The 12,177-nt window shown below is 54.5% G+C and carries 11 protein-coding genes; 4 read left to right on the forward strand and 7 right to left on the reverse strand.

Annotated features, from left to right (window positions below; genetic code table 11):
- Window positions 1–5 precede the first annotated feature (5 nt).
- Window positions 6–611, forward strand: a complete 606-nt coding sequence (gene azoR / locus F384_RS07625) for an FMN-dependent NADH-azoreductase (RefSeq protein ID WP_046480953.1) — start codon at window positions 6–8, stop codon at window positions 609–611.
- A gap of 36 nt (window positions 612–647) precedes the next feature.
- Here azoR and F384_RS28605 read toward each other — a convergent pair whose 3' ends face one another.
- The 5 genes from F384_RS28605 to F384_RS07645 all read right to left on the reverse strand — a co-directional run bounded on the left by F384_RS28605 (window position 648) and on the right by F384_RS07645 (window position 5,221).
- The gene (locus F384_RS28605) at window positions 648–1,058 is read right to left on the reverse strand and encodes a GFA family protein (protein WP_052746896.1); all 411 of its coding nucleotides are present in this window, start codon (window positions 1,056–1,058) and stop codon (window positions 648–650) included.
- Between the two features lie 14 nt (window positions 1,059–1,072).
- A complete protein-coding gene (locus F384_RS07630; RefSeq protein ID WP_046480954.1) occupies window positions 1,073–1,948 on the reverse strand; it encodes an aldo/keto reductase family oxidoreductase in 876 nt (291 codons plus the stop codon).
- A 114-nt stretch (window positions 1,949–2,062) separates the two neighbouring features.
- Window positions 2,063–2,386: a YdbL family protein gene (locus F384_RS07635; RefSeq protein WP_046480955.1), complete on the reverse strand. Its 324-nt coding sequence runs from the start codon at window positions 2,384–2,386 to the stop codon at window positions 2,063–2,065.
- A gap of 7 nt (window positions 2,387–2,393) precedes the next feature.
- Window positions 2,394–2,585: a YnbE family lipoprotein gene (locus tag F384_RS07640; protein ID WP_046480956.1), complete on the reverse strand. Its 192-nt coding sequence runs from the start codon at window positions 2,583–2,585 to the stop codon at window positions 2,394–2,396.
- Window positions 2,582–5,221 (reverse strand): YdbH family protein, encoded by a 2,640-nt coding sequence (locus F384_RS07645; protein ID WP_046480957.1) that lies wholly within the window; start codon window positions 5,219–5,221, stop codon window positions 2,582–2,584. Before F384_RS07645 ends, F384_RS07640 begins: the two co-directional genes overlap by 4 nt.
- Before the next feature lie 197 nt (window positions 5,222–5,418).
- Between F384_RS07645 and F384_RS07650 the strand changes: the two genes are divergently transcribed.
- Window positions 5,419–6,408 (forward strand): 2-hydroxyacid dehydrogenase, encoded by a 990-nt coding sequence (locus F384_RS07650; RefSeq protein WP_046480958.1) that lies wholly within the window; start codon window positions 5,419–5,421, stop codon window positions 6,406–6,408.
- Between the two features lie 109 nt (window positions 6,409–6,517).
- A complete protein-coding gene (gene hslJ, locus F384_RS07655; RefSeq protein ID WP_046480959.1) occupies window positions 6,518–6,937 on the forward strand; it encodes a heat shock protein HslJ in 420 nt (139 codons plus the stop codon).
- A gap of 10 nt (window positions 6,938–6,947) precedes the next feature.
- On the opposite strand, the gene F384_RS28610 is transcribed toward hslJ, so the two are convergent.
- Together F384_RS28610 and F384_RS07660 are read right to left on the reverse strand one after the other, a co-directional pair.
- Window positions 6,948–7,220, reverse strand: coding sequence for a DUF333 domain-containing protein (locus F384_RS28610; protein ID WP_043000605.1), 273 nt, complete (start codon window positions 7,218–7,220; stop codon window positions 6,948–6,950).
- Window positions 7,221–7,376: 156 nt separating this feature from the next.
- Window positions 7,377–7,904, reverse strand: a complete 528-nt coding sequence (locus F384_RS07660) for a C40 family peptidase (protein ID WP_046480960.1) — start codon at window positions 7,902–7,904, stop codon at window positions 7,377–7,379.
- Window positions 7,905–8,512: 608 nt separating this feature from the next.
- Here F384_RS07660 and nifJ point away from each other — a divergent pair.
- Window positions 8,513–12,037, forward strand: coding sequence for a pyruvate:ferredoxin (flavodoxin) oxidoreductase (nifJ, locus tag F384_RS07665; protein ID WP_046480961.1), 3,525 nt, complete (start codon window positions 8,513–8,515; stop codon window positions 12,035–12,037).
- The last annotated feature ends 140 nt before the right edge of the window (window positions 12,038–12,177 follow it).

Consider the following 12,177-nt stretch of genomic DNA (forward strand, 5'->3'; position numbering starts at 1 on the left):
CACCCATGAGCAAGGTATTAGTTCTCAAATCCAGTATTCTGGCAGGGTACTCTCAGTCTGGTCAGTTGTCTGATTATTTTGTTGAACAGTGGCGTGAAAAGCACTCTGCTGACGAAATCACCGTGCGTGACCTGGCTGCCAATCCTGTCCCGGTACTGGATGGCGAACTGGTGGGTGCTCTGCGCCCGAGCGACGCGCCGCTGACGCCTCGTCAACAGGACGCGCTGGCGCTGTCTGATGAACTGATCGCTGAACTGAAAGCGCACGATGTGATTGTTATCGCCGCGCCGATGTACAACTTCAACATCCCGACGCAGCTGAAAAACTACTTCGACCTGATTGCTCGTGCTGGCGTAACGTTCCGCTACACCGAGAAAGGTCCGGAAGGTCTGGTCACTGGCAAACGTGCGGTGATCCTCTCCAGCCGTGGCGGTATCCACAAAGATACCCCGACCGACCTGATTGCGCCGTACCTGAAAGTCTTCCTCGGCTTTATCGGCATCACCGACGTGAACTTCGTGTTCGCAGAAGGGATTGCCTACGGTCCGGAAGTGGCGACTAAAGCGCAGTCTGACGCAAAAGCCGCCATCGATAGCGTGGTTGCCGCATAAGTTCTTCCCCTCCCGCTCCGGCGGGAGGTTTTTTTATCACTTCGCCTGATAACGTAAATATCCTACCACTCCCTGACTCACACCATCACTCGGATGATTCACTCCGTCTGTAACGTCTACACAGGGAAAATCAAACGGCGACACATTCTCAATGCATGCCACGTTAACGCCATACTGATCCGGACTGGAGCGTCGCTGATGGAAAGTGTAAATCCCACACACTGAGCAAAAAAAATGCCTTGCCGTGCCAGTATTGAAACGATACTCCGTCAGTTTATCCTGACCCGCGAGGATCCTGATTCCCATAAGCGGTGCGGAAACGACGACCGCCCCACGCATCCGACAAAATGAACAGTTGCACCGCCGGATAGTATTGAATCCATCGCTGAGTTGAACGGTAAATTTGACGGCACCACAGTGACACTGCGCAGTCAGTTGTTCAGTCATTATCAACCTCCGCCTTATGCCTTTTGCGCAATATTTCCCAGCGTCTCCAGCACGTCCGTTGACAGAACCAGATCCCCTGCGGCCATATTTTCATGCAAATGCGTCACCGACGACGTACCCGGTATCAGTAAAATATTCGGTGAACGATGTAGCAACCATGCCAGCGCGACCTGCATCGGCGTCGCATTGAGGCTCGCGGCGACATCTGAGAGCGTTGAGGACTGTAGCGGCGTGAACCCGCCCAGCGGGAAAAAGGGAACGTAAGCAATACCGTCTTCTGCCAGCGAGTCGATTAACGCATCATCCTGACGATGGGCGATATTGTACTCATTCTGCACACAGACGACGTCTGCGATGCTGCGCGCTTGCACCACCTGGTTTGCGGTCACATTGCTAAGACCAATGTGTTTGACCAGACCCTGCTGCTGAAGCTCAGCCAGCACGCTGAAACTCTCTTCAATGGATCCTTCATGAGGGCCGTGACCGTCGCCCAGCATAATGCGTAAGTTAACGACATCCAGCACATCCAGACCGAGGTTACGCAGGTTATCGTGAACCGCCTGCCTGAGTTCCTCTGGCGAAAACGCCGGTAACCAGGACGCATCGTCTCCACGACGGGCGCCGATTTTAGTGACAATCACCAGATCGTCCGGATAGGGATGCAGCGCTTCGCGAATAATTTGATTGGTGACGTGCGGACCGTAAAAATCGCTGGTATCGATATGGTTGACCCCCAGCGCGATCGCTTCCCGAAGCACCGTCAATGCAACATGACGATCGCGCGGTGGACCAAAAACCCCTGGCCCCGCCAGTTGCATCGCCCCATACCCTAAACGTTTGACCTGCCGGGAACCGAGAGAGAACGTGCCAGATGTACCGTGACTTGCCATAACTGTCCCTTCTGTTGAATAGTGCGTAAGAAAGAGAGTATAGAAACTTACCCTGCAAATTATTACGCGCAACGCAACAAAACGGAAAAGCTGCCGTTCGCGGTTTGCGACGGATTACTTACGCAGCCACTTCCCGTTGATGCCCTGAACGTATTCTCCCGGCTTCGCACGCGCTACCAGTTTTTGTCCGGCCATTTTCGCCACTTCATCAACGGGAAGATTGTGGCTTTGTGCGAGCTGCTGATAACTTACGCTGCGCGCGTTGTTGATTTCACTGACCAGCGCCTGCGTTTGCGCATCCTGTTTCAGCGCCACCAGATAGCCATTGTACGTCTCACCGACCCGGCCCTGGGTTCTGGCCTCATTTAGCGTCAGCGCGAAGGCGTTTCCAGTCAGCAAACTCAGCATGAGCGTCGCCAGGATAAAGGTTCTTTTCATCATTACCTCAGAACAAGTCGCTGCGGGATTTGAGCAGGCTTTCCACGTCCTTATCCACTTTGATATGAATTTCATGCTCAATTTTGACGTTCATATTGATGGTGATGGGCTCTTTTGGCGCCGCGACTTCAATGCGCGGCGTACAGCCGGTCACTAACCACAGCGGGAGAAGCGCCAGCATGGCTATCAGTGTTTTCATTGGGGTTCCTCACATTCCTTGCCTTGCGGACAGTTTTTTTCTGGCAGCGCCGCGTTTTGTTCAAGCCATGCCTGTAGATTGTCGCCAAAGCGCAGACTGCGCCACAGCGTAAAAACATTCTCTTCGTGGGTGTAGTTGAGATTCACCGTGCCAACCTTGCCATCCACATGGCTGTTGCCACGAATTTGCGCCTGCATCGTCAATACCCCCAGATTGTCTAAATTGATTTTGGTCCATGAGTGGGCAATCTCCATATAGCGCAACCAGTTGATAGCCGCCCCCGCCGCCATGTTATCTTTCACCACCGCATCGGCGGTGTCTTTGTCGATACGCAGCGTCATCGGACCGGGATTGGTTAACCAGCCGTCTTTGATAATCCATTTTTCATTGTTCAACCACAGAGGGAGCGCGCCGCTCACCGGCCCGGACATCGCAAACTGTTTCGGATTAACCGCGCTGATAAGTTCGCTCGACGAGATGTTTTGCACCCGCACCAGTGCCGGATCGTGCTGCGGCATGCGCAGTTGTTGCATAGAAACTTTACCGCCAAGCACATCCACACTCACATCCGTGAGCAGCAGCGGATCGGCTTCACTCCACGGGTAAGTCCCTTCCAGGAAGGCGGTGATATTGGTGGCGGTCACCTGATTGACCACTTCAGCAATGCGCAATGAAACCGGTCCGCGCGTCCCCAGTTGCCATGTGCCCGCGCTAAAGCGAAACGGCAAGACGAAATCGACACCGTTGATCTGGTTATCCGGCATCCAGGCGCTGCCGCCTTTTAAGACGCCGTGACCGCCAGCCTCGAATCCCTGCTCTGCCGCCGCCGAAAACGCCACCTGGGCATACAGTTCACCCTCACGCAATTTCATTTTCCACTCAGGCGGCACCAGCGGCTGGAAGACCTCCAGCGACTGCTTCGGCCACCAGGCCTGGCCGCGTAAACGCAGGCCATCCCAGCGACCGTTGAGCCTCACCGGGCCGATCGCCCCGGCATGTAAATCGCCTTTGAACAGGAAGAATGTCGGATCTCGTCCCTCCACGCTGAACTTGAGGGTTGAGGGGGGTAAGACGCTGCCACCGGAAAAATGGGTTTCCCCTGCATCGAACGAAAGCGCCCCGCTGAAGCGGGGGTGCGCCGCATCACGCACCCATTCGACCGGCTTATCCATAATCAGACGGGGCGTCTCAACCGTCATGGTGCCGTACTGAAGCTGGTCAAATCCCGTGGACAAATCGGTCAGCCTGATGGTGTCGTCATGCCACTCGCCTTTGCCTGCCACGTCCCATTTCGCGTGCATCGGGGTAAAACTGCCCTCGCCCCAGTAGCGCCACTGCCAGCGCCCCGCATCGGGCAGAAAATCATTCGCCAGGCCATCCAGATGCAGGACAAAATCGCCCATCTGATTCTCATGGGCGCGCAGAATCGCCTGCAATCGTCCATCCACCCCGCGCTGAGTCACCTTTACGCCCGCCAGCGGCCAGCGGATTTCGTCAATATTCAGCGAGTCGATGACCCGCCCGTGCGAACGCAGCAGCGCGCCAGGGCCAAACGCCAGTTGCGGATCGGTCAGGCTGCCGGTCAACTGGGCGGGTAATCTGGCATAGAAAATCAAATCATCCTGCTTGGCTTCACCGGTCAGTTGCAGCGGCATCGCGCTGTTGTCCATGCTCAGTTTTCCTGGACCAAACGAAAGCACCGCGTTGCCTTTCCCCGCTTCCCCTTGAGTCAGTACATTAAACCGGCCGCTGATCACCGCTTTCTCTGTGCCCTCCTGCCAGTTATCCACCTTCACGCCCAGACGCCCGCTGAGGGGAAAGCCCTGATAAGGCCACGACCAGCGCCCGTCGCTGATGGTTAACTGCTGGCGCGTAAGTTCCCACGGCAGGTCGAGCAGCGGATCGGCATTATCCCGCGCCATCACGATCAGCTGTCCGGCATTCTCACGCCATTCCAGTTCTGCATCGACCAGCGACGGCTCCTGCGGCAGGCTGAGCGTGGCGACGGTATGCCCGCTCACCGGCAGTCCATCCGGCACCAGCGGCATCGTAAATTCACCGACCAGTTTGACCGGCGGCTGTCCTTCAAACGCCATGACATCAAGCTCACTTACCGTCAGCGTCTGACCGCGCAATTGACCTTGAAATTTCACCTTGTCGCCCTGATAACGAAGTTGCTGGACCTTAGATGTCAGCGAAACGTTCAGTTTGCCCTGCCACACCTGCCAGGGCGACAGAATGACGTTGTCGATAGTAATCCAGGTGTTGGGCAGCATGGCCTGCCATTCGGCAAGCGTACGCGGTGCGGCGGGAGACTGTTCCGCCTGCGGCAGTTTTGCCAGACAGGCGGAATCGAGTTCAAGCGTGCCGATGTCCAGTTGCCAGCGACTGGGATGCGACAACCGGGCCTGACTGACACGCGCTAACTGGCAATCATCAACCAGATAGCGGAGTTCAGGAATCTGCAAACCGTGGCGCGTGAATCGCGGGCTCTCATCCAGCGCAATGCGCGTTCCGACCGGCAGCCAGATGCCCGCCAGCGTGGGAACCCACAGCCCCAGCGTCATCACCAGCGTCAGCGGCACAAGGATCACGAGTAACAGAAGCGCCAGAACGGCTTTATATTTACCCTTCATGGGCAGTTAATATCCTGATTTAGCGAAAAATTAAGCCGAATTAGGCCGCTATTGTGTCATGTTTAGTGAAACATGCCCAGATTAAGAATAGTTGCTCTAGAATTATTCATTATAAGTATCACTTTCAATAATATTTTATGTTTTGTAAAATAATTTGAATTAGATAACTGTGATTCAACATCACTGGAGAAAGTCTTATGAAACTCGCCGTCTACAGTACAAAGCAGTACGACAAGAAGTACCTGCAACAGGTTAACGAGGCTTTTGGCTTTGAGCTTGAATTCTTTGATTTTCTGTTGACGGAGAAAACGGCAAAAACCGCACATGGTTGCGAAGCCGTTTGTATCTTCGTGAACGATGATGGCAGCCGTGCGGTACTCGAAGAGCTGAAAAATCATGGCGTTAAGTATATTGCGCTGCGCTGCGCGGGTTTCAATAACGTCGATCTGGATGCCGCAAAAGAACTCGGTCTGCAGGTCGTTCGCGTCCCGGCCTATTCTCCGGAAGCCGTCGCAGAACACGCGGTGGGCATGATGATGACTCTCAACCGCCGCATTCACCGCGCTTACCAGCGTACCCGCGACGCCAACTTCTCTCTTGAAGGGTTAACGGGTTTCACCATGCACGGTAAAACGGCGGGCGTCATTGGCACTGGGAAGATCGGCATCGCCGCCCTGCGTATTCTGAAAGGCTTTGGCATGCGTCTGCTGGCGTTTGACCCATACCCCAGCGCCGCGGCGCTCGAACTCGGCGTGGAATATGTTGACCTGTCGACACTGTTCGCCGAATCCGATGTGATTTCACTGCACTGCCCGTTAACACCGGAAAACTATCACCTGTTAAACCACGCCGCGTTTGATCAGATGAAGAACGGCGTGATGGTCATTAACACCAGTCGCGGTGCGTTGATTGATTCCCAGGCTGCAATTGAGGCGCTGAAAAATCAGAAAATTGGATCCCTCGGGATGGATGTTTACGAAAACGAGCGCGATCTGTTCTTCGAAGATAAGTCGAATGACGTCATCCAGGACGATGTCTTCCGTCGCCTGTCAGCTTGTCATAACGTGTTGTTCACCGGGCATCAGGCTTTCCTGACCGCTGAAGCGCTGACCAGCATTTCTGAGACCACGCTAGAGAATTTGCGGCAGTTAGCGAGCGGAGAAACCTGTCCTAACGCCCTGTTCTGATCCGATCGCCCTCCGGTTTCCGGAGGGCATTTCAGAATTTCCCCAAAGCCACTGGCGATAAGATCGGTATGCTGTCGGTGGCAATTACGTTTTAATGCAGAGAGTTAACATGAAAAAGGTCATAGCGCTGGTTGCGCTGAGCCTGCTGGTAGCAGGTTGTGTAAGCAATGGAAAAGTATCGGTTAGCCGTGAGCAATTGCAGCATCACCGTTTTGTTCTGGAGAGCGTAGACGGTAAACCGGTCAATGCGGCGGGCCATCCGCTTGAGTTGAGCTTTGGCGAAAAAATGACGATTTCCGGCAATATGTGCAATCGCTTCAACGGTCAGGCATCACTCTCTGACGGCGCATTGAAAGTAAAAGAGATGGCGATGACCCGGATGATGTGCGCCGATCCCAAACTCAGCGAGCTGGACAACACCCTCAGCACCATGCTGAAACAGGGCGCACAGGTCGACCTGACCGCGAACCAGCTCACTCTGGCGACGGCGGAACACACGTTAAGCTATAAACTTGCCGATTTAATGTAGTAACGGGGGCTTAATAGCTACCACAGCTTCCTGCGGCGAGGGATTGCTCACTGCAACGTTTGCCGTTGGGAAGCGCGCACATGCCGATTGCCGATCCATCCAGTTGACGAGCAACGGAAAGCGAACCGCCAATCATGGCGCAATTGGCCTCACCGGAACTGGTCATTGATGCTTTTAAACCCGGTGCGACATGTGCTGCTGTCGCCTGTTGAACAGGTTCGTTGTCACTGCTGCAAGCCGACAATAATAACGCGGCACATCCTACCCAAAACGCTGCGCGCATTTGACTCCCCTTATATTCTGTAAGCATAAACAAGCCGCACTAATAATAGGCATCCGAATCCGTCGCGTCGAGAGCCAAAACGCGCATTTATGCGGCCCCGCCGCATTTTATTGCGCTTTTTCACCTGCTTTTTGATCCCAAAGACCTGTTCTGTCGTTATGCGCTTACCCGACGCGCGGTCAGATAGTGCGCCTGCCAGTACTGATTCGACAAATGTGACAGCGTCACACCTTGCGAACTGGACGCATGAATAAAGGAATCATTGCCGATATAGACGCCAACATGATGTACGTTCGGCTCCGTTTTAAAGAACACCAGATCGCCAACTTTTAGTTCACGCTGACTGACTCTCTGCCCCATGTGACTTTGCTCCTGCGCGGTCCGCGGCAAGCGTCTATGGATAACCGAGGCAATAATTCTGCGCGTAAACGCCGAGCAATCAATACCGTTGCGGCTGTCACCCCCCCAACGGTAATCAGTTCCTCTCCACACCGCAAATTCACTCATAATGCGACGCTTCAGTTGCGCTTTCTTATTCGGAACAGGCGCTTGTGAAAAGTACCCTTCAGAATAAGAGAGTGGCGAATACGTATTGAACCCCCAGTCTTTGGCCTGGTTTTTCACAAAGGCAAATGACGATGACGAGACGGAAATAAGTAAAGTAAGCAGTAATATTCGAAACATAACCTAATCAAAACAATTAAATACATGAACACATCCCTACTTTTGGCGCACGAAAAGATTTATCGATAGCGATAAATAAAAGAGTCATTTTTGTTATAACGCGTAGTCGCGATTAATAGAAATTATCGACATTCGTTAACGCGACGATTTACAGGCGCTTTTTGTCCTTAACAGCGCTCAGTATAGGCGCGAGGAGCCTGATACCGAACTTAAAAAGCCTTATTAAGAAATTTACGTCGTGACGATAACCACGAAGACAATAAATTGATTAAGGAAATTCTCAAAGAAAATCAAAATCCATTTTTGGACAATACGTTTTATCGTGTTGCACCTGCGAGAATATTGTCGCGATGAATAAAGAAAAATTCATCTCTCTTCCCACATTCAATAACCAGCTCGTAACAAAAAATCACAATAAAATATATAGCCAGGTGTTTATCGTCGCGGAATAAAATGGTCGCTATTTTTGCGATCCTTGTGTCAATTTGTGCACTCGAAAGCAGCACAACTTCAAGGGAATACAGGAAAGTCCTATACTAAGAGAATAACTATCAGGGCGCTACGTTGTTTCCTGCGTCCCTCTTTTTTGCGCAATGTAAGGGTGTCACATGCAAACAATTGACGGTAATGGTGCAGTCGCCTCGGTGGCGTTTCGTACCAGTGAAGTTATCGCCATCTACCCCATTACGCCCAGTTCAACGATGGCCGAACAGGCAGATGCCTGGGCAGGCAACGGGCTTAAAAATGTCTGGGGAGATACGCCGCGCGTCGTCGAAATGCAGTCGGAAGGCGGCGCGATCGCGACCGTGCACGGTGCGCTGCAAACCGGCGCGCTTGCCACCTCCTTTACCTCTTCACAGGGATTACTGCTGATGATCCCCACGCTGTACAAACTGGCGGGACAACTGACCCCCTTTGTACTGCATGTCGCCGCACGAACGGTGGCTACCCACGCGCTGTCTATTTTTGGCGATCATTCTGACGTCATGGCCGTCCGCCAGACCGGCTGCGCCATGCTGTGCGCGGCGAGCGTACAGGAGGCACAGGACTTCGCGCTGATCTCGCAAATCGCCACCCTGAAAAGCCGGGTTCCCTTTATTCACTTCTTTGATGGTTTCCGCACCTCGCATGAAATCAACAAAATCATCCCGCTGGCCGATGACACCCTTCGCGGCCTGATGCCGCAGGCTGAAATTGATGCGCACCGGGCGCGGGCGCTCAATCCGGAACATCCGGTGATCCGCGGCGCCTCCGCGAATCCGGACACTTACTTCCAGTCCCGCGAGGCAACCAATCCGTGGTACGACGCCGTCTATGACCATGTCGAACAGGCGATGAATGACTTCGCGGCGGCTACCGGTCGTCAGTATCAGCCGTTTGAATACTACGGTCACCCGCAGGCCGAACGGGTCATCATTCTGATGGGCTCCGCCATTGGTACCAGCGAAGAAGTGGTCGATGAACTGTTGACGCGCGGCGAGAAAGTCGGGGTACTGAAAGTCCGTCTGTTCCGCCCCTTCTCGGCTAAGCATCTGCTGCGAGCCTTGCCTGAATCCGTCCGCGCGGTTGCCGTGCTCGATCGAACCAAAGAACCGGGGTCGCAGGCCGAACCGTTATATCTGGACGTGATGACCGCGCTGGCGGAAGCCTTCAACTGCGGCGAACGCGAAACGTTGCCGCGCGTGATTGGCGGCCGCTATGGCCTTTCGTCAAAAGAGTTTGGTCCGGACTGTGTGCTGGCAGTCTTTACTGAACTGAGCCAGGCTAAACCCAAACCGCGCTTTACCGTCGGCATCTACGATGATGTGACTAACCTGTCGCTGCCGCTGCCTGAGAACACCCTGCCTGCGACCGCCAAACTGGAGGCGCTGTTTTACGGTCTCGGCAGTGACGGCAGCGTTTCGGCGACCAAGAACAACATCAAGATCATCGGTAATTCGACGCCGTGGTATGCCCAGGGCTACTTCGTGTACGATTCCAAAAAGGCCGGTGGTCTGACGGTGTCTCACCTGCGCGTGAGTGAACAACCGATCCGCTCCGCTTACCTGGTCTCTCAGGCCGATTTTGTCGGCTGCCACCAGTTACAGTTTATCGACAAGTACCAGATGGCTGAGCGGCTGAAGCCCGGTGGGATTTTCCTGCTGAATACGCCGTATCCCGCCGATGAAGTCTGGTCGCGGTTGCCGCAGGAAGTACAGGCGGTGCTTAACCAGAAGAAAGCGCGTTTTTACGTCATTAATGCGGTGAAAATCGCCCGTGAATGTGGACTGGCGGCGCGTATTAACACCGTCATGCAGATGGCGTTTTTCCATCTGACGCAAATCCTGCCAGGCGACAGCGCGCTGGCGGAGCTTCAGGGCGCGATTGCCAAAAGTTACAGTAGCAAAGGTCAGGACCTGGTGGAACGTAACTGGCAGGCACTGGCGCTGGCGCGAGAATCCGTTGCTGAAGTGCCGCTGCAGGCGGTTGATCCACACAGCGCCAACCGTCCTCCGGTGGTGTCTGACGCCGCGCCTGATTTTGTCAAAACGGTCACCGCCGCCATGCTCGCGGGCCTCGGCGACGCCCTTCCCGTTTCGGCGCTACCGCCCGACGGCACCTGGCCGATGGGCACCACGCGCTGGGAAAAACGCAACATCGCCGAAGAGATCCCCATCTGGAAAGAAGAGCTTTGCACCCAGTGTAACCACTGCGTTGCCGCCTGCCCGCACTCGGCCATTCGTGCCAAGGTGGTTTCGCCGGACGCGATGGAAAACGCCCCTGCCAGCCTGCATTCGCTGGATGTGAAATCACGCGACATGCGCGGGCAGAAATACGTGCTGCAGGTCGCGCCGGAAGACTGCACCGGCTGTAATCTGTGCGTGGAAGTCTGTCCGGCGAAAGACCGTCAGGATCCGGATATCAAGGCCATCAACATGATGTCCCGCCTTGAACACGTCGAAGAAGAAAAAGTGAATTATGACTTCTTCCTCAGTCTGCCGGAAATTGATCGCAGCAAACTTGAACGCATCGATATCCGTACGTCGCAGTTGATTACGCCGCTGTTTGAGTATTCCGGCGCCTGTTCCGGCTGTGGCGAAACGCCGTATATCAAGTTACTGACGCAACTCTACGGCGACAGAATGCTGATCGCCAACGCCACCGGGTGTTCGTCTATTTACGGCGGAAACCTGCCTTCCACACCCTACACGACCGATGCCAATGGTCGCGGCCCGGCGTGGGCGAACTCGCTGTTTGAGGATAACGCAGAATTTGGTCTGGGCTTTCGTCTGACGGTCGATCAGCATCGGGTACGCGTTCTGCGCCTGCTTGAACAATTTGCCGATCGGATCCCGGCCGAACTGCACGAGGCGTTGCATACAGAAGCGACACCTGACGTGCGTCGCGAGCAGGTTGCCGCGCTGCGACAGCATCTGAAGGATGTCGACGGCGCACGTGAACTGCTCACCGACGCCGATGCGCTGGTAGAAAAATCCATCTGGCTGATTGGCGGTGACGGTTGGGCCTACGATATTGGCTTTGGCGGGTTGGATCATGTGCTGAGCCTGACGGAAAACGTCAATATTCTGGTGCTGGATACGCAGTGCTACTCCAACACGGGCGGTCAGGCATCAAAAGCCACGCCGCTCGGTGCCGTGACGAAATTTGGCGAGCACGGTAAGCGTAAGGCGCGTAAAGATCTGGGCGTCAGCATGATGATGTACGGTCATGTTTATGTGGCGCAGATTTCGCTCGGCGCGCAACTCAACCAGACCGTGAAGGCGATTCAGGAAGCGGAAGCGTATCCTGGTCCGTCGCTGATCATCGCCTACAGCCCGTGTGAAGAACACGGCTATGACCTCGCGCTGAGTCACGATCAGATGCGTCAGTTGACGGCAACCGGCTTCTGGCCGCTGTACCGCTTTGACCCACGCCGCGCGGACGAAGGCAAATTGCCACTGGCGCTGGACTCTCGCCCACCGTCAGATGCGCTGGCGGAGACATTGCTCAACGAGCAACGCTTCCGTCGCCTGAATGCACAGCAACCGGACGTGGCCGAGCAATTATGGAAAGACGCCGCGGCAGATCTGCAAAAACGTTATGACTTCCTGGCGCAGTTGGCAGGTAAAGCAGAGAAGACCAGTACCGACTGACCTGGTTGCTGGAATCTTTGTCTGAACGCAAAAAAAAGCCCGAACATCTGTTCGGGCTTGTCAATTTCTTTGTCGGCTAATCAGTACGTTTCGCAATGGACCAACAAAAAAGCAGTATGTGACAATAAAGGCATATAACA

The organism is Citrobacter amalonaticus Y19, assembly GCF_000981805.1.
Classification (GTDB): Bacteria; Pseudomonadota; Gammaproteobacteria; order Enterobacterales; family Enterobacteriaceae; genus Citrobacter_A; species Citrobacter_A amalonaticus_C.

Bases quoted from the DNA above. Each gene is read 5' to 3' on its own strand.
- F384_RS28610 (WP_043000605.1), bottom strand. From the start codon at position 7,220: ATGCGCGCAGCGTTTTGGGTAGGATGTGCCGCGTTATTATTGTCGGCT.
- nifJ (WP_046480961.1), top strand. From the start codon at position 8,513: ATGCAAACAATTGACGGTAATGGTGCAGTCGCCTCGGTGGCGTTTCGT.
- F384_RS07650 (WP_046480958.1), top strand. From the start codon at position 5,419: ATGAAACTCGCCGTCTACAGTACAAAGCAGTACGACAAGAAGTACCTG.
- azoR (WP_046480953.1), top strand. From the start codon at position 6: ATGAGCAAGGTATTAGTTCTCAAATCCAGTATTCTGGCAGGGTACTCT.
- hslJ (WP_046480959.1), top strand. From the start codon at position 6,518: ATGAAAAAGGTCATAGCGCTGGTTGCGCTGAGCCTGCTGGTAGCAGGT.
- F384_RS07645 (WP_046480957.1), bottom strand. From the start codon at position 5,221: ATGAAGGGTAAATATAAAGCCGTTCTGGCGCTTCTGTTACTCGTGATC.
- F384_RS07640 (WP_046480956.1), bottom strand. From the start codon at position 2,585: ATGAAAACACTGATAGCCATGCTGGCGCTTCTCCCGCTGTGGTTAGTG.
- F384_RS28605 (WP_052746896.1), bottom strand. From the start codon at position 1,058: ATGACTGAACAACTGACTGCGCAGTGTCACTGTGGTGCCGTCAAATTT.
- F384_RS07660 (WP_046480960.1), bottom strand. From the start codon at position 7,904: ATGTTTCGAATATTACTGCTTACTTTACTTATTTCCGTCTCGTCATCG.
- F384_RS07635 (WP_046480955.1), bottom strand. From the start codon at position 2,386: ATGAAAAGAACCTTTATCCTGGCGACGCTCATGCTGAGTTTGCTGACT.
- F384_RS07630 (WP_046480954.1), bottom strand. From the start codon at position 1,948: ATGGCAAGTCACGGTACATCTGGCACGTTCTCTCTCGGTTCCCGGCAG.